Origin of the sequence: Pseudobutyrivibrio sp. C4 (assembly GCF_900111635.1) — a bacterium.
In the GTDB taxonomy this organism is placed as follows: domain Bacteria; phylum Bacillota; class Clostridia; order Lachnospirales; family Lachnospiraceae; genus Pseudobutyrivibrio; species Pseudobutyrivibrio ruminis.
Genome location: NZ_FOHF01000001.1, coordinates 547,886 through 565,092, shown reverse-complemented (window position 1 = coordinate 565,092; position 17,207 = coordinate 547,886). Strand labels below are relative to the sequence as shown.

At 38.4% G+C, this 17,207-nt stretch carries 14 protein-coding genes; 10 read left to right on the top strand and 4 right to left on the bottom strand.

Features of this window, described 5'->3' with window-relative positions; all coding sequences use genetic code 11:
* Nucleotides 1-17: 17 nt before the first annotated feature.
* The 5 genes from grpE to BMY66_RS02710 are packed head-to-tail and all read left to right on the top strand — an operon-like array spanning nucleotide 18 to nucleotide 5,461.
* Complete coding sequence (grpE, locus tag BMY66_RS02730) at nucleotides 18-623, top strand: nucleotide exchange factor GrpE (RefSeq protein ID WP_044934935.1); 606 nt, start codon at nucleotides 18-20, stop codon at nucleotides 621-623.
* Nucleotides 624-645: 22 nt separating this feature from the next.
* Nucleotides 646-2,538, top strand: a complete 1,893-nt coding sequence (gene dnaK, locus BMY66_RS02725) for a molecular chaperone DnaK (RefSeq protein WP_044934063.1) — start codon at nucleotides 646-648, stop codon at nucleotides 2,536-2,538.
* 58 nt (nucleotides 2,539-2,596) lie between these two features.
* Nucleotides 2,597-3,766, top strand: coding sequence for a molecular chaperone DnaJ (dnaJ, locus tag BMY66_RS02720; RefSeq protein WP_033153950.1), 1,170 nt, complete (start codon nucleotides 2,597-2,599; stop codon nucleotides 3,764-3,766).
* A 10-nt stretch (nucleotides 3,767-3,776) separates the two neighbouring features.
* Nucleotides 3,777-4,718 (top strand): DUF1848 domain-containing protein, encoded by a 942-nt coding sequence (locus tag BMY66_RS02715; RefSeq protein WP_090394044.1) that lies wholly within the window; start codon nucleotides 3,777-3,779, stop codon nucleotides 4,716-4,718.
* A gap of 17 nt (nucleotides 4,719-4,735) precedes the next feature.
* Nucleotides 4,736-5,461: a sulfite exporter TauE/SafE family protein gene (locus tag BMY66_RS02710; protein WP_090394043.1), complete on the top strand. Its 726-nt coding sequence runs from the start codon at nucleotides 4,736-4,738 to the stop codon at nucleotides 5,459-5,461.
* 39 nt (nucleotides 5,462-5,500) lie between these two features.
* Here BMY66_RS02710 and BMY66_RS02705 read toward each other — a convergent pair whose 3' ends face one another.
* Nucleotides 5,501-5,980, bottom strand: a complete 480-nt coding sequence (locus BMY66_RS02705) for a chemotaxis protein CheW (protein WP_044934081.1) — start codon at nucleotides 5,978-5,980, stop codon at nucleotides 5,501-5,503.
* Between the two features lie 29 nt (nucleotides 5,981-6,009).
* Nucleotides 6,010-8,007 (bottom strand): methyl-accepting chemotaxis protein, encoded by a 1,998-nt coding sequence (locus BMY66_RS02700; protein ID WP_090394042.1) that lies wholly within the window; start codon nucleotides 8,005-8,007, stop codon nucleotides 6,010-6,012.
* Between the two features lie 295 nt (nucleotides 8,008-8,302).
* Between BMY66_RS02700 and galT the strand changes: the two genes are divergently transcribed.
* Nucleotides 8,303-9,796, top strand: a complete 1,494-nt coding sequence (galT, locus tag BMY66_RS02695) for a UDP-glucose--hexose-1-phosphate uridylyltransferase (RefSeq protein WP_090394041.1) — start codon at nucleotides 8,303-8,305, stop codon at nucleotides 9,794-9,796.
* A gap of 45 nt (nucleotides 9,797-9,841) precedes the next feature.
* Here galT and BMY66_RS02690 read toward each other — a convergent pair whose 3' ends face one another.
* Entirely contained in the window at nucleotides 9,842-10,903 is a 1,062-nt protein-coding gene (locus BMY66_RS02690) for a GGDEF domain-containing protein (RefSeq protein WP_081821929.1), read from the bottom strand.
* Between the two features lie 154 nt (nucleotides 10,904-11,057).
* Between BMY66_RS02690 and gltX the strand changes: the two genes are divergently transcribed.
* Entirely contained in the window at nucleotides 11,058-12,509 is a 1,452-nt protein-coding gene (gltX, locus tag BMY66_RS02685; protein ID WP_090394040.1) for a glutamate--tRNA ligase, read from the top strand.
* Nucleotides 12,510-12,569: 60 nt separating this feature from the next.
* Entirely contained in the window at nucleotides 12,570-14,396 is a 1,827-nt protein-coding gene (locus BMY66_RS02680; protein ID WP_090394039.1) for an ATP-dependent helicase, read from the top strand.
* Here the strand turns inward: BMY66_RS02680 and BMY66_RS02675 are convergent.
* On the bottom strand, nucleotides 14,369-14,680 hold the full coding sequence (locus BMY66_RS02675) for a DUF1292 domain-containing protein (protein ID WP_074790351.1): 312 nt from the start codon (nucleotides 14,678-14,680) through the stop codon (nucleotides 14,369-14,371). The two genes, BMY66_RS02680 and BMY66_RS02675, sit on opposite strands and share 28 nt — an antisense overlap.
* Nucleotides 14,681-14,810: 130 nt before the next feature.
* On the opposite strand from BMY66_RS02675, the gene BMY66_RS02670 reads away from it, so the two are divergent.
* Both BMY66_RS02670 and BMY66_RS02665 read left to right on the top strand, forming a co-directional pair.
* Nucleotides 14,811-16,658, top strand: a complete 1,848-nt coding sequence (locus BMY66_RS02670; RefSeq protein ID WP_090394038.1) for a GlgX family protein — start codon at nucleotides 14,811-14,813, stop codon at nucleotides 16,656-16,658.
* 3 nt (nucleotides 16,659-16,661) lie between these two features.
* A complete protein-coding gene (locus tag BMY66_RS02665; RefSeq protein ID WP_044934095.1) occupies nucleotides 16,662-17,198 on the top strand; it encodes a DUF5662 family protein in 537 nt (178 codons plus the stop codon).
* Nucleotides 17,199-17,207 lie beyond the last annotated feature (9 nt).

Below are 17,207 nucleotides of genomic sequence, written 5' to 3'. Positions count from 1 at the left end.
CAGAGAATAAAGAAAAAATGGAAGAGTTCTCTACTGAAGAAGCAGTTAAAGAAGCTATGGAAAATGCGGAAGCGATGGCTGAAGAAGCCGAAGCTGAAGTGACAGAAGCTTCTGAGGAAAACACTTCAGAAGAATCTTCAAAAGAGGAAAAGGATGGCAAGAAGCCATTCAAGAAAAAAGAAAAGAAAAAAGATAAGCGTGATGAGCAGATAGAGCAGCTTACTGATAGAGTTACTCGTCAGATGGCAGAATTCGAAAACTTCCGTCGTCGTACAGAGCAGGAAAAGGCTCAGATGTTTGGAAATGGCGCAAAGGCCATCATTGAAAAGGTTCTTCCTGTAGTTGATAACTTCGAAAGAGGTCTTGCTACAGTTGAGGAGGGAGCAGATCCATTTGCTGATGGAATGCTCATGATATACAAGCAGTTACTTACAACTCTCGAGGAAGCAGGTGTTAAGCCTATCGAGGCTGTAGGAAAGGAATTCAATCCTGATTTCCACAATGCAGTAATGCATGTTGAGGATGAGGAAGTTGGCGAGAACATCGTCGTAGAAGAATTCCAAAAGGGCTACATGTACAACGATTCAGTAGTTCGTCATTCAATGGTTAAGGTTGCAAATTAAGTAATTTAGGAGGATATAAATCATGGGAAAGATTATTGGTATCGATTTAGGAACAACTAACAGCTGTGTTGCTGTTATGGAAGGTGGAAAGCCTACCGTTATCGCAAATACAGAAGGTGCTAGAACAACACCATCTATCGTAGCATTTACAAAGACAGGTGAGAGACTTGTTGGTGAGCCAGCAAAGCGTCAGGCTGTTACAAATGCAGAAAAGACAATCTCTTCAATTAAGAGAGATATGGGTACAGACAATGGTCGTATCATCGACGATAAGAAGTACAGCCCACAGCAGATTTCAGCTATGATTCTTCAGAAGCTTAAGAGTGATGCTGAGAACTACCTTGGTGAGACAGTTTCAGAGGCAGTTATCACAGTTCCAGCTTACTTCAACGATGCTCAGCGTCAGGCTACAAAGGATGCTGGTAAGATTGCAGGTCTTGATGTAAAGCGTATCATCAACGAGCCTACAGCAGCTGCACTTGCTTATGGTCTTGATAACGAGCAGGAGCAGAAGATTATGGTATACGATCTTGGTGGTGGTACATTTGATGTATCTATCATTGAAATCGGTGATGGCGTTATCGAAGTACTTGCTACAGCTGGTAACAACAGACTTGGTGGTGATGATTTCGATCAGAAGATTACAGATTGGATGCTTGCAGAGTTTAAGGCAGCTGAGGGCGTAGATCTTTCAACAGATAAGATGGCACTTCAGAGACTTAAGGAAGCAGCTGAGAAGGCTAAGAAAGAGCTTTCATCTGCTACAACTACAAACATCAACCTTCCATTCATCACAGCTACAGCAGAAGGTCCAAAGCACTTTGATATGAACCTTACACGTGCTAAGTTTGATGAATTAACACATGATTTAGTAGAAGCTACAGCAGGTCCTGTTAACCAGGCACTTAAGGATGCTGGTCTTAACGCTTCAGACCTTTCAAAGGTACTTCTTGTTGGTGGTTCTACAAGAATCCCAGCAGTTCAGGATAAGGTAAAGGCTCTTACAGGTCACGAGCCAAGCAAGACTCTTAACCCAGATGAGTGTGTAGCTATCGGTGCTTCAATCCAGGGTGGTAAGCTCGCTGGTGATGCCGGTGCAGGCGATATCCTTCTTCTTGATGTAACACCACTTTCACTTTCAATCGAGACAATGGGTGGTATTGCTACAAGACTTATCGAGAGAAACACAACTATCCCTACAAAGAAGAGCCAGATTTTCTCTACAGCAGCTGATAATCAGACAGCAGTTGATATCAACGTTGTACAGGGTGAGCGTCAGTTCGCTAAGGATAACAAGTCACTTGGACAGTTCAGACTTGATGGTATCCCACCAGCAATGAGAGGTGTACCACAGATCGAGGTTACATTCGATATTGATGCAAACGGTATTGTAAACGTATCTGCTAAGGATCTTGGAACAGGTAAGGAGCAGCACATCACAATTACAGCTGGTTCTAACATGTCTGATGAGGATATCGATAAGGCAGTTAAAGAGGCTCAGGAGTATGAGGCTCAGGATAAGAAGCGTAAGGAAGCTGTTGATACAAGAAACGATGTTGAGAGCTTTGTATTCCAGACAAAGAAGGCTCTTGATGAAGTAGGTGATAAGATTGATGCAGCTGACAAGGCAGCAGTTGAGGCTGACATCGAAGCCGCTCAGAAGCTTCTTGATCAGTACCAGACTCCAGAGGAGATGAGCGATTCACAGATTGGTGAGCTTAAGGCAGCTCAGGAGAAGCTTACAGAGTCAGCTCAGAAGGTATTTGCAAAGATGTATGAGCAGTCACAGGCAGCTCAGGGAGCAGCTGGTGCAGGCCCAGATATGAGCCAGTTCACAGGCGCAGGCGCTGGTGCAGGTGCACAGTCAGGTCCAGCAAACGACGATGTCGTAGACGCTGACTTCAAAGAAGTCTAAATAATAAATAATAGCTCCCCTTCGGGGGAGCTTATAGTGTAATAAAGGATTGATAAAAATGGCAGAACAAAAACGTGATTACTATGAGGTGCTTGGAGTTTCTAAGACAGCCTCAGATAGTGAGATCAAAAGTGCATATAGAAAGCTTGCTAAGAAGTATCACCCTGATATGAATCCAGGTGATGCAGAAGCTGAGAAGAAATTCAAAGAAGCTTCTGAAGCATATGCTGTTCTTTCTGATGCAGACAAGAGACGTCAGTATGATCAGTTTGGTCACGCAGCATTCGAAAACGGCGGTGGCGGAGCTGGTGGCTTTGATTTCTCTGGTATGGACTTCGGCGATATCTTTGGCGACATCTTTGGTAGCTTCTTTGGAGGCGGCGGTGGCCGTGCTTCAAATGGTCCAATGCGTGGTGCCAACCTTAGAGCAGCAGTGCATATCACTTTTGAAGAAGCAGCTTTCGGTTGTGAGAAAGAGCTTGAAATCGTTCTTAAGGATGAGTGTGCAGCTTGTCATGGCACAGGCGCAAAGCCTGGTACAAGCAAGCGTACATGTACAAAGTGTGGTGGTAAGGGACGTGTAATGATGTCTCAGCAATCACTCTTTGGTATGGTTCAGAATGTTACAACATGTCCTGATTGTCAGGGAACAGGTGAGGTTATTGATACTCCATGTCCTGATTGTAATGGTACTGGATATGTTGCTCGCAAGAAGAAGATTTCTGTTTCTATTCCAGCTGGTATCGACAACGGACAGAGCGTTCGTATTCGTGAGAAGGGTGAGCCAGGTAGAAATGGTGGCCCTAGAGGTGATTTACTTGTAGAAGTAATCGTTAAAAATCATCCTATTTTCCAGCGTAGAGATATGGATGTATACTCATCAGCACCTATTTCATTTGCGCAGGCTACTCTTGGTGGAGAGGTTATCATTGATACTCTCGACGGCAAGGTATCATACGAGGTTAAGCCTGGTACACAGACTGATACAACAATCAGACTTCGTGGAAAGGGTATTCCTTCACTTAGAAATAGAAATGTTCGTGGTGACCAGTATGTTACACTTGTTGTACAGGTTCCTACAGGACTTTCTAAGGAAGCTAAGGAAGCACTTCGCAAGTTCGATGAGCTTACAGGCAACACAACAGTTGGCGGTCCAAAGTCAGTAAAGGCTGAGAAAAAGAAGAAGGGCTTTGCTGATAAAATAAAGGACGCTATCGACGATCTATAAAGGATAATAAATGATTATTAATACAGGGCAGCGCACTGACATACCTGCATTCTTTCCGGAATGGTTTGCCAATCGCTTGAAAGAAGGCTATGTATGTGTGCGCAATCCTTACAATCAAAGTTCAGTAAATAAATATATTTTAAACCCACAGGTGGTGGATGCTATTGGCTTTTGCACAAAGAATCCAGCACCTTTTTTTTCGTATTTGGATTTAGTAAAAGACTATGGTCAGTATTGGTATGTGACAATCACACCCTATGGCAAGGATATTGAGCCAGGTGTTCCAGATAAAAAAGAGGTAATGGAGTCCTTTAAATTACTCTCTAAAACGTTGGGGATTAATCGCATTGGCTGGCGATATGATCCAATCTTTGTAAATGAAAAATATACAGTCGATTTTCATATTGAAGCCTTCACAAAGATGGCTGAAAATCTTAAAGGATATACGAATCATGTGGTAATCAGCTTTATTGATATTTATGAAAAGGTAAAGAAGAACTTTCCTGACGCAATGGCTGTATCTGCAGAGGATAAGATACGTTTGGGACAGGAGATTATTCGTATCGCAAAAGCCAACAATATGGTTGTAAAGCCATGCGCCGAAGGAGATTTCCTTGCTAAATACGGAGCTGATTGCAGTGGTTGCATGACTGTGGATATGTATGAAAAGGCCATTTCTGCTCATTTGAATGTGCCTAAATCAAATGTTAAGCCTGCCAGAGCAACTTGTGCTTGTTACCTTGGTGCGGACATAGGAGCATACGATACTTGCAGACATTTTTGCAAATACTGTTATGCAAATAATGACTTAAGTCAGGTAAGAATAAATGAAAAACTCCACGACGTTAATTCTCCATTTTTAATTGGAGGATTTCGAGAGGGAGATGAAATCCATGAGGCTAATCAAAAGTCTTGGATTGATAATCAGATGAGCATTTTTGATTTAATATAGATTAGGTGGTTATTTAAATGTTTTTATGGATTTTAGCAGCCTTTTGCGCTTTCTTTGTTAAAGGGTTATGTGGATTCGCAAATACGTTAGTATTCGATACAATCCTGGGATTTGGAGTAAACAATGTAAATATTTCTCCAGTGGAACTTATTCTAGGGTATCCTGCAAATATCACATTAGTTTATAAAAATAGAAAACATATTAATAAAAATATCGTAATTCCGTTAATTATAGTAGTTATATTAGGAAGCATTCCTGGAGCCGTAGTTCTTAGATACGTAAATGCGAATATCGTTAAAATGATATTTGGTGTTATGGTTACACTTGTAGGTATAAATATGATGTACCGAGAGTACAAGCCATCATCGGGAAGGAGTCATAAAGTATTCGATATTGTAATAGGAATTCTTGCAGGTGCTATGTGTGGAATGTTCGGTGTAGGTGTGCTTTTGGCAGCATTTGTAAGCAAAGTTACAAAGACTAGCACAGAGTTTAAAGCTAATCTAAGCCTAGTATTCATAGCAGAAAACACCTTTAGGTTTATTACATACATATTTCTAGGTGTAATGACTTTTGATAGCCTTATAAAGGCAATATGCCTTGTTCCTGTAATGATTATTGGTTTATGGATGGGCATGAAGGCTGGAGATATCATGGATGAAAAGCTGATAAAGAAGCTTGTAATTATTTTCTTGATTATCTCTGGAATTGCTATGATAGTAAATAATATGAACATAATATAAAAAACGCCTAGAGCATTTGCTCTAGGCGTTTTTCTTATATTATGCTACACATTCCTCAATAGCCTTTTCATCAACAAGTGAGTTGATATCAAGAATAGATATAAGCATATCTGTCTTTTTACCTACACCTGAGATGAATGATTCATCAGACTTAATAAAAGGAGATGGGTAATCGATTTCTTCACCAGAAATAACCATTACTTCCTTAACGGAATCAACTACGATGCCAACCTGCTCGTTTTCGTTGATGTTGAATACGATAACACGTGTATCCTTTGTGATGATTTCTTCGCCGTAATTCATACGCTTATGCAAATCAATTACAGGAATTACGTGTCCACGTAAGCTAATCATTCCCTTAATATAATCAGGAGCGAGAGGTACATCAGTAATCTCTGGCATCATAATAATAGTGTTGATATTGATGATGTCGATACCGTAAAACTCGTTATTTAAAGTGAAAATAATATATTGCTTTTCGTCAACATTATTATCTGTTTTAGTAATTAAATTAGACATTTCTAATCCTCCAAATGACTATAATTACCTTACTTGAAGAACTTCATCTCTTCATTTAACTGCTCAGCGATGTCTCTAAGATTAGTTGCAGATTCTGCAAGGTTTGTAACTGTAGCTGAAAGCTCTTCAACTGAAGCACCTGTTGTTTCTGATGATGCTGCGTTTTCCTCTGAAATAGCAGAGAGTGATGACATAGCGTTTGCTACTACTGTGTTTGAGTTTACACAATTATTTGCTTCACCAGAAATCTTTGAAACGCTAGCTACAGTTTCTTCGATATCCTGAAGCATTCCCTCTACAGCGAAAAGTGTCTCGCCAAGGGCCTTCTGTTGTTCTTCATTTCCGTTCATAACAAGAGCAGCAGCTGTAACAGCCTGCTCAGCCTCAGCTAAAAGCTGATCCATAAGAATTCTAATTTCTGATGCAAGGTTTTCTGAATCATCAGCAAGCTTTCTGATTTCCTCAGCAACTACTGCGAAGCCCTTACCAGCCTCACCAGCTCTTGCAGCTTCGATAGAAGCGTTAAGTGAAAGAAGGTTAGTCTGAGCAGCGATGCCAGAAATACCCTCAACACGTTCGTTGATGTTTGCAACAGCGTTCTGTGTTGAAGAAATCTTAGAAGAAATCTCTTCAATCTTAGATGTCATTTCAGAGCTTGTAGCCTGAAGTGTAGCAAGAGAGTTGCTTGATGCTTCTGATGCTGACTTCATACGATCTGCAAGGTTAGACATATCGTTTGTAGAAGACTGTACGTTGTCTACAGCTGTTGTAATCTGGTTTGTGCTATCTGCAGCTGACTGGATTTCCTCAGCCTGCTCTACAGCGCCACTAGCAATCTGCTGAACTGCAACAGCAACTGATTCTGTAGTAGCAGCAATCTGGTTTGCCATCTCTGATAACTCGTCTGATGACTCGCCTACAGTGTTTGTAGAATCCTTAATATGACCTACGATAGCTGAAAGCTTATCAATAAGAGAGTTTGCGTTGTTGATCATCTGACCAAATTCGTCTGTACGCTTTGTAAATTTATCTGTTTTCTTAAACTCACCGTTAGCTAATGCTGATAATAACTTGTTTACCTCAAGCATTGGCTTTGTAAAGTTGTTTGCAATAATGATAGAAAGAACTAATACAGCTATAACCATAGCGATACCAGTCATAATAATTATCATTGCGCCCTGTCTAGCTTCGGCAACAATGTCCTTCTGAGCTTCAGCTGCGCAGATTACGTATCCTGATGAAGCATTTCTTACATAGCTTACATATACAGGATAACCCTTTGCTGTACTAATATAGAAGCCAGTTTCATCTTCTGATGTCATATATGGTGAAGAAGAGAAGTTCTGTGCTTCGTCTGTTGCTGCGATTTCGAAATCTGAGTGAGCAACCATATCTGCGTTTTTATCTACAACGAATGCTTCATCAGCTTCTTCTGCTAATAATGTATGAATATCATCTGGGTTTAATGTTTTATGTACAACACCGAGAACTGTAGTACCGTTTGTATCATAGATAGGTACGGCTACACAAATGTTTCTTGAGTTTGTAACTGAGCTTACGAATACATTTGATACGTAAGTTTCGCCCTTGATTGCAGCCTGGAAGTAATCTCTTTCGCCGATGTTCTTTAATTCGCCATCATCACTACGAAGTACCATATCACCGTTTGCATTTGACATAACGATAGTATTGTCATCGTTGAATGACTCATTAATCTGTACCATCTGAGCCTTTACTACTGATGAATCTTCAAGCTCGCCCTTTAAGAAAGCGATTGTCTCTGGAGAAGAAGCGAAGCTTCCAAGTGAAGTCTCAGCTTTGATTAACATCTTGTCTACTTCAGACTCAATGTATTTTGCCTGCCAGTTCAAATTCTGCTTTGCTGTTTCCTCTGCACTGTTAGTTGAGCTGTTATAGCTGATTGCTACGGCAACTAACAAAGGAACAATTGATACTAAGAGCATAACAGAGATAAGTTTTGTTCTTACGCTCTGTTGTTTTGTTTTCTGTGTTGTTGTTTTTTTCATTTTATTCCTCCGTGAATAATGAACATGTTATTGCTATCAGTGTTTTAAGTTATACTTGAAACACGAGTCGCAATATTAACATGGTTTTATAACTATGTATAGTGTTTTTGCACAATTTTTTATCTCCAATTTGTTTATGTTGCTCAACTGCGAGTTGATGAGTGGATTTTTTGAATGGTCGTTTTTGCAATTTTTCCCTGCAAGAATACTTGAAGTAGAAAACCGAAAAGGTGTAAAATAGTTTCCAGATGGACAATCTTCATAGTTATTATTTCATTAGATTCGGAGGGGAAATATGTTGCAGGAAAGTATAAAGAAATTAGTTCAGTATGGAATTGATACAGGACTTACACCAGAGAGTGAAAGAATCTACACAACAAATCTTTTGCTAGAGTGCATGAAGGAAGATGAGTACACTGATCCTGATTGTGATTTATCTAATATAGTATTAGAAGATGTGTTAAAGGATTTACTTGATGAAGCGGTCAAAAGAGGAATTATAGAAGATTCCATTACATACAGAGATTTGTTTGATACAAAGCTTATGAATCAGCTTTGCCCAAGACCATCACAGGTTATTGATAAATTCAATGATATATATAAGAACGAAGGGCCAGAGGCTGCTACAGATTTCTTCTATAATATGAGTCGTAATTCTGACTATATTCGTACATATAGAGTAAAGAAGGATTTAAAGTGGACCACAGAAACCGATTACGGAACACTTGATATCACTATCAACCTATCAAAGCCTGAAAAGGATCCAAAGGCTATTGCGGCTGCAAAGAATGCAAAGCAATCAGCATATCCTAAGTGTCAGCTTTGCATGGAAAACGAGGGATACGCAGGACGTACAAATCATCCTGCTAGAGAGAATCATCGTATAATTCCTATCACTATTAATGATAGCAAGTGGGGATTCCAGTACAGTCCTTATGTTTACTACAATGAGCACTGCATCGTATTCAACGGTGAGCATACACCAATGAAAATCGAACGTGCTACATTTGTAAAGCTTTTTGATTTTGTAAAGCTTTTCCCACATTATTTCCTTGGAAGTAATGCAGACCTTCCTATTGTTGGTGGTTCTATCCTTAGCCATGATCATTTCCAGGGTGGTCATTATACATTTGCAATGGAAAAAGCTCCTATTATTAAGGAGTTCTCTGTAAAGGGATATGAGGATGTGAAAGCAGGCATAGTTAAGTGGCCACTTTCAGTTATTCGTCTTCAGTGCAAGGATGAAAAGAGAATCATTGATTTTGCTGAACATATCTTAAATGCATGGAGAGGATATACAGACGAATCAGCATTTATATTTGCAGAAACAGATGGAGAAAAGCACAATACAATTACTCCTATTGCTAGAAAAAGAGGAGATTTGTTTGAGCTTGATTTAGCTCTTAGAAACAATATTACAACAGAGGAACATCCTCTTGGAGTTTATCATCCACATGCTCACTTACATCATATTAAGAAGGAAAACATTGGTCTAATCGAGGTAATGGGACTTGCAGTTCTTCCTAGCCGTCTTAAAGGTGAAATGGAGCAGCTTGCTGATTATATTGTTAATGGCAAGGATTTAAGAGCAGATGAAGCACTTGAAAAACATGCTGATTGGGTTGAAAGCTTTTCAAAGAATTACGATAAGATTGATGAAAGCAATGTAAATGAAATCCTTCAGCAGGAGATTGGTAAGGTCTTCTGTGAAGTTCTTGAGTGTGCTGGAGTATATAAGTGCACAGAAGAAGGAATGGAAGCATTTATGAGATTTGTAAATACTTTATAATGATATAAATTAAGCCATCTAGTTAGAAGCTAGATGGCTTTAGTTTTATAAGTCATTATAGTTAATAATTTGATTACGACCGTGATTCTTTGCGTAGTATAAAGCCTTGTCGGCTTTGTCCACACATTGATGATATGTTTCGTTTTTATTGTATTTGCAAAGGCCCATAGAGATTGTTACAGGGCAAATGCCATTATCTGATTGTTCAACATCAGAACGAAGTTTTTCAGCTAGCTCTAGGGCTTTATCCGTTGAGTAATCTACAAGGATTATTATGAATTCTTCTCCGCCCCAACGAATAATATAATCATCTTTTGAAAGTTGATTTTTAATTTTTGCTGATACATATTTTAATATCTCATCGCCAGCTTCATGACCGTAGGTATCGTTGACATTTTTGAAGAAATCTATATCAAACATAAGAATTACTATGTCTTTGTTGAGTATAATTCTGTCTGTTTTATTATCGATTATTTCATTGATAATGTAACGGTTATTTACGCCTGTGAGCTCATCTGATACAGAGCTTATTTCCAACTGCTTTTTAACAAGGTATTGATCAGCGTATGAGTTTTCCAAAATCCAAAGCATAATAACAACACCGATATAAAGCGGAATTGCAAGTGCTAACATGATGGTGTAATACTCATAATGATTCCACATATTTGAAACGATGATGTTGGCCATCAAAAGAGCGTGCAAAACTATGTGGTACTTCAGAGGTGTAGCAAAGCCAATGGCCAGGAAAGCAAAGTGCATAATGATGAAGCCTTCACGAGCATAGTCTCGGTTTTCAAGATGATAAATGGCCCATATTGTACACCACATAGCTGCATGTGGCATCAAATAATATAGGAGAGTTCCCCATTTGTAATCAACTATCCTTGGATACAAAATCAGAAATAGGATAAGAGGGATTACAATTGAAAATCGAGGGATGACGGTTTCTGTTGCAAACCTTCCATATAAAATGCAATCGGAGATGAAATAGGTCATCTCTAAAAGACCAATTAAGATAGCGGAATAGCCACTGACAACCCTGAAATAATCAAATTTGGATTGGTAGAAATTATTCAATTCATCTTTTCTAATTTTACGAGTCACCATAAATCTGATTATACGACAGGATATTATTATACACAACGTTACATTATATAACGTAACGGTATATACTTGAAAATTTACAAAATTAGTATAGAATAGTTTAGGACTGCAATTTTATGTAAGTCTTAAATTAATTTGATTTTATGCGAGGTATAAAATGAGTAAGGTTAGAACACGTTTCGCACCATCACCTACAGGAAGAATGCATGTAGGTAATCTTCGTACAGCTCTTTATGCTTACTTAGTAGCAAAGCACGAGGGAGGAGATTTTCTTCTTAGAATCGAAGATACAGACCAGGAGCGTCTTGTTGAAGGTGCTGTAGATATTATTTATAGAACACTTGCTGCTACAGGTCTTATCCATGATGAGGGACCAGATAAGGATAAAGGCTTTGGCCCTTACGTTCAGTCTGAGCGTCAGGCACAGGGCATCTATCTTGAATATGCAAAGCAGCTTGTTGAAAAAGGAGAGGCATATTATTGCTTCTGTGATGATAAGCGCCTTGAAGAGTGCAAGCAGGTTATTGGTGGTAAGGAAATCCACATTTATGACAAGCATTGCTTAAACCTTTCAAAGGAAGAGGTAGAAGCAAATCTTGCTGCTGGAAAGCCTTATGTTATTCGTCAGAACAATCCTCGTACAGGTACAACTACATTTGTAGATGAGTTGTACGGAGATATTACAGTAGATAATGCAGAGCTTGATGATATGATTCTTATCAAGTCTGATGGATATCCTACTTACAATTTTGCAAACGTTGTTGATGATCACCTTATGGGTATTACACACGTTGTTCGTGGTAATGAATATATTTCTTCTTCACCAAAGTACAATCGTCTTTACGAAGCATTTGGTTGGGAAGTTCCAAAGTATATTCACTGCCCACTTATCACAAATGAGGAGCACCAGAAGCTTTCAAAGCGTTCAGGTCATTCATCTTATGAAGATTTAATTGAGCAGGGATTCTTGACAGAAGCAGTTGTCAACTTTGTTGCTCTACTTGGATGGTCACCAGAAAATGATAACGAAATCTTCTCATTAGAAGAGCTTGTTAAGGAGTTTGATTATCATCGTATTTCAAAGTCACCAGCAGTCTTTGATATTACAAAGCTTAAGTGGATGAATGGCGAATACATGAAGGCTATGGATTTTGATAAGTTCTATGAGATGGCTGAGCCTTATCTCAAGGAATACATCAAGGGTGATTATGATTTAAAGAAGATTGCAAAGATGGTTCAGACTAGAATTGAAATCTTCCCTGATATCAAGGATCATGTTGATTTCTTCGATGCAGTACCTGAGTATGATAGCTCAATGTATACTCATAAAAAGATGAAGACAAACGAAGAGTCTTCACTTGCAGTTTTGAAAGAGCTTCTTCCTGTACTTGAGGCACAGGATGATTACTCAAATGATGCTTTATATGCACTTCTTTCTGGATTTGCTACAGAGCATGAATACAAGAATGGATATGTGCTTTGGCCAGTACGTACAGCTGTTTCAGGTAAGCAGATGACTCCTGGTGGTGCAACTGAGCTCATGGAGATTCTTGGAAAAGAAGAGTCAATTAAACGAATCAAAGCAGCTATCGAGAAGCTGTCTAAATAATTAAATACTTGCAGATAGAGTTGGGAAACCTCTATATAGAAACACGGTTATCAATAAATTATGAATCTTAATGATAGCCAGCAAAAAGCAGTTTCACACAAGAATGGACCTTGTCTTGTTTTGGCAGGTCCAGGCAGTGGCAAGACTGCTGTGCTTACAAGGCGTGTTTGTGCTCTTATAGAATCTGGTGTACCGGCTCGAGAAATCCTGGTGATTACATTTACCAAGGCTGCAGCTTTAGAAATGAAGGAACGTTTCGAAAGGTTATCAGATGATATTCATCCTGTGACTTTTGGAACGTTCCATTCTTTATTTTGGGGAATTCTACAAAAAGAAATTGGCTTTAAATCTACAGATATTATCCTTGGAAATACCAGAACGAAAATTATCAGAGAGGCAATGGCAAAGGTTAACTTGGACCATGATGATAGTTTGCTTGTAAAAAGCTTTTCGTCGGAACTATCGGTGATAAATAATCGAGTGGGAGGAATGGATAATTATCTGCCAAAGGCTGTTGATAAGAAAGAACTTAGAGATTTTGTTTTAGCCTACGAAAATCTTAAGGCTAAATATCATGTCATAGATTTTGATGACATGCTAAAGAAGGCTTACGAGATTTTTTTACAAAAACCAGAAATTCTTAAAAAATGGCAGAATCGGTTTTCATATTTTCTTGTAGATGAAATGCAGGATATGAACGATTTGCAGTTTCAACTGATTAAAATGTTATCCGCCAGGACTAATAATATTTTTTGCGTTGGAGATGATGACCAGTCTATATATGGCTTCAGAGGTGCGAATCCTAAATTAATGGAGGATTTTAGAAATCATTATCCGGATTCTAAGGTTGTGGTACTTGATTACAACTATAGAAATCCTACCAATATTGTGGAAAAAGCAGGAAATTTAATATCAAAAAATACAATGCGCTTTCCAAAGAAAATTATGGCTACTGCTGATGAGGGGAATTTGTGTATTAAAGAACTTAAATCCGAGGGCGATGAAGCAGAATACATTATTTCAAAGATTAATGAGCTTTCTGCTAAGGGAACATCCTTTGATGAAATATCAATTCTGTATCGTAATCATTCTGACGCAAGGTACATAGTTGATAAACTACTGGAGTCAAAAATACCATTTTATCTAAAAGAGAAAATGCCTAATATTTATTCTCATTTCATCATTTCAGATTTGGAAGCATATTTTCAAATTGCTATTGGAAATGAAACGAGAGCCAGGCTTTTATCTATCCTTAATCGCCCAAATCGCTTCCTGCACAGAAGAAGTGTAGAGTACAGAGGAAATTTACAGGGGATGAAATCCTTCTATAACGATAATCCAGGCTGCCTAAGGGCTACAGAAGCGTTGATCGCGGACGTAAATTTGATAAGTAAAATGTCCCCATGCGCTGCTGTTAATTACATAAAGAATGTGATGGGCTATGATAGCTTCTTGAGGGAAGAGGCAGTAAAGCAGAATGCAGATGTTAGCGAATACTATGATGTCTTGGATTTTTTTATTGAAATGACAAAGGACTGCAAGACTATAAAGCAGGCGATTGATAAGCTAAATATTATGAGGCTTAAAGTGGATTATGAAAACAAGACAAAGGTGATAGATAAAAAGAATAAAATCGGACTTTATACGTTGCACTCTAGCAAGGGCTTGGAGTTTGAAAATGTATTTATAATAGGCGTAAATGATGGAATAATCCCTAGCAATAAAGCTGATTCTAAGGAGGAGATGGAGGCAGAGCGTCGATTGTTCTATGTTGGAATTACCAGGACAAAAAGGAATCTGTATTTGACCTATACAAATAAAAAGAACCGGGATAAATCCCGATTCTTAGATGAGCTGAATTATTCTTCGTCTAATGCTTCACCGTAAAGCTCATCGAACTTTTTAGCTACAGCATCGTATTCTTCATCAGACTCGATGTTGTCAAGAGAAGGAGCGCCTGTTTCATCCTCAAAATAACGATAGATGTAAACCTGTCCCTCAGAATTTTCCTCGCCGTTTTCATCGAGAGGAAGAAGTACAATATAGTCCTGATCGCCTATGTCGAAGATTGTGAGAATTTCACATGTTACTTCTGAGCCATCATCCAAACTTAAAGTGACAACAACATCATCATCTTCATTGTCAACTGGAAATACCTGATTTTCGTCCATTCTATACTCCTTTTGTTTATTTTATTTGTTTAAGGCATGTCCTTATGATATAATTCATCAGGAATATTGTCTAGTAAAATTAATTATTTATTGAGTTTAATATACAGCTTTTTGGAATCGAGGCATAGTTATGAAGGTATTGAGGGGCGATTTTAGAGAATATGGTCCAAGGATAAGTTCAAAGGATGGTGTTGTTTTCACAGTAGCAATCAAATCTACTACGGAAAAAGCATCCATTCTTTTATTTGATATTAAGACTAAAAAGCAGCTACATGAAATAGAGCTTTTACCAGAGTTTGCCGTTGGAAGAGTATATTCTGTTGAGGTTACTGGTATAGAGATTGATAAGATTTGTTATCTCATAAAAGAAGATGATAAAACTGCACTTGATCCATATTGCACAGCAGTTGTAGGCCGCGATAAATGGGGAGATGTAAAAGAGCGTCAGACAAAAGAGTTTGCGGTATATTCTGGAATCTCTCATGTGGAGAAGAAGTGGAAGGATACAAAGGTGGAGGTTGCACCATCGGATATGATTCTTTATAAGCTTCATATGCGCGGATTTACTGCTGGATTTAATATGGCAGCATCTAAGGTAGGCAATTTCAATGGGCTCCTTTCGAAAAAATCCTATCTGAAAAGTATTGGCGTTACCAGTATTGAGCTTATGCCTCTCTATGATTTTGAAGAGCTATTTTTAGATAATAAAATGCTGATATCCTCAAAGGGAATGATTACCGAGACAAAAGAATTCTCTGGTAAGAAGAACTATTGGGGATTCGGAATTGCTAATTATTTTGCACCAAAGGCATCTTATTTTGGTGGGGCTTCCAATGCATGCGAAGGCCTGCGCAACATGGTGAGCAATCTTCATAACAGTGGTTTTGAAGTCATTATGGAGATGGCTTTTGCTGCTGAAACATCAGATGATCTTATCTTAGAATGTTTAAAATATTATGTTAAGTATTTCCACATAGATGGATTTCATATAGTAGGATGTAATGCTCCAATAGGACGTATTGCATCTGAGCCTTATTTAGCAGATACAAAGATATTCTACGAATTTATTCCAGAGGAAATCCTTTGTAACGAAAAAGGTAAAAAGCATTTGTTTGTATACAACGATTCATTTATGAATGTGACTCGTCAGATAGAAAACCATATGAACGGAAGTATGGTTCAGTTTGCAAATCATATGCGCAGACAAAACAGTGCCTATGGATTTGTTAATTACATGGCAAATGTTAACGGATTCTCATTGTGGGATTCATATTCATACGGTGAAAAACACAACTGGGATAATGGCGAAGATAACAGAGATGGTACTAACAACAATTATTCTTTCAACTATGGAGTTGAAGGAAAGACTACAAACAAGACCATCAATGCTAATAGATTCAGAGAGATGCGAAATGCTTTTGCAGCGTTGATGCTTTCTCAAAGTGTTCCATTGTTTGTGGCAGCAGATGAAGCTGCAGCTACACATCTTGGAAATAACAATCCATATTGCCAGGATAATAAGGTTGGATACACTTGTTTTACGAAGACAAAGAGCAAGGATTCACTTACAAGCTTTGTCAAAAACTTAATTGAGTTTAGAAAGAACCATAAATGTCTTAGAGTTGAAAGTCCATTTTTAATGAACGACTACAGACATTTAGGTCTTCCAGATATGTCATTTCATGGTACTGAGCCATGGATGATGTCTATCGGTGAGGAGCAAAAGGCATTGGGCGTCCTTTATAATGGCGCTTATGTTGATGAAGAAGAGGAAGTATTTGTTTGCTATAACTTCCACTATGATGCTGTAGATATGGCACTTCCGCTTTTGGCTCCAGGAAAACGATGGCGTTTGTGCTTTAACACGGCTAAATATACTGATGATTTTGAACCAAAGCCTATACATGACCAACAGTCAATCAATGTTCCAGGCAATTCCATCAGCGTGCTTGTTGGGGTAAAGCTAGGAAAGAGGTAATTAATGAAGGCTTGGGAGCATTTTAAAACAATCACCCATCATCGTCGTTTAGTTAGAAAAGGATGCTTTGCTGTAGGTTTATATATGCAAGGGCTTCTACATGATTTATCTAAGTATTCATGGGTTGAATTCAGAGTGGGAGCTAAGTATTATCAGGGGACACAAAGCCCTAATAATGCTGAAAGATTAGAGACAGGAGTTTCTATGGCCTGGCTTCATCACAAGGGTCGAAACAAACATCACTTTGAATATTGGATAGATTATAGTTTAGATGAGCATCATCACATGACTGGCATGGAAATGCCTGTTAAATACGTGGTTGAAATGTATTGTGATAGAGTGGCAGCCTGCAAAACTTATCAAAAGGAAAAGTATAATGATGCTAGTGCCTTGGAATACTACAATAGGGGCAAGGGCCGATATATGATGCATCCTAAAACAGCGGCTTTATTGGAAGATATGCTTACATATCTTGCTGAACACGGTGAGAGTGCGACAAACGAATACATTCGTAAAAATATACTAAAGAATAAAAAGTAATTTGGAGAT

Coding starts and splice junctions, on each gene's coding strand:
- grpE (WP_044934935.1), top strand. CDS start 18: ATGGAAGAGTTCTCTACTGAAGAAGCAGTTAAAGAAGCTATGGAAAAT.
- dnaK (WP_044934063.1), top strand. CDS start 646: ATGGGAAAGATTATTGGTATCGATTTAGGAACAACTAACAGCTGTGTT.
- dnaJ (WP_033153950.1), top strand. CDS start 2,597: ATGGCAGAACAAAAACGTGATTACTATGAGGTGCTTGGAGTTTCTAAG.
- BMY66_RS02715 (WP_090394044.1), top strand. CDS start 3,777: ATGATTATTAATACAGGGCAGCGCACTGACATACCTGCATTCTTTCCG.
- BMY66_RS02710 (WP_090394043.1), top strand. CDS start 4,736: ATGTTTTTATGGATTTTAGCAGCCTTTTGCGCTTTCTTTGTTAAAGGG.
- BMY66_RS02705 (WP_044934081.1), bottom strand. CDS start 5,980: ATGTCTAATTTAATTACTAAAACAGATAATAATGTTGACGAAAAGCAA.
- BMY66_RS02700 (WP_090394042.1), bottom strand. CDS start 8,007: ATGAAAAAAACAACAACACAGAAAACAAAACAACAGAGCGTAAGAACA.
- galT (WP_090394041.1), top strand. CDS start 8,303: ATGTTGCAGGAAAGTATAAAGAAATTAGTTCAGTATGGAATTGATACA.
- BMY66_RS02690 (WP_081821929.1), bottom strand. CDS start 10,903: ATGGTGACTCGTAAAATTAGAAAAGATGAATTGAATAATTTCTACCAA.
- gltX (WP_090394040.1), top strand. CDS start 11,058: ATGAGTAAGGTTAGAACACGTTTCGCACCATCACCTACAGGAAGAATG.
- BMY66_RS02680 (WP_090394039.1), top strand. CDS start 12,570: ATGAATCTTAATGATAGCCAGCAAAAAGCAGTTTCACACAAGAATGGA.
- BMY66_RS02675 (WP_074790351.1), bottom strand. CDS start 14,680: ATGGACGAAAATCAGGTATTTCCAGTTGACAATGAAGATGATGATGTT.
- BMY66_RS02670 (WP_090394038.1), top strand. CDS start 14,811: ATGAAGGTATTGAGGGGCGATTTTAGAGAATATGGTCCAAGGATAAGT.
- BMY66_RS02665 (WP_044934095.1), top strand. CDS start 16,662: ATGAAGGCTTGGGAGCATTTTAAAACAATCACCCATCATCGTCGTTTA.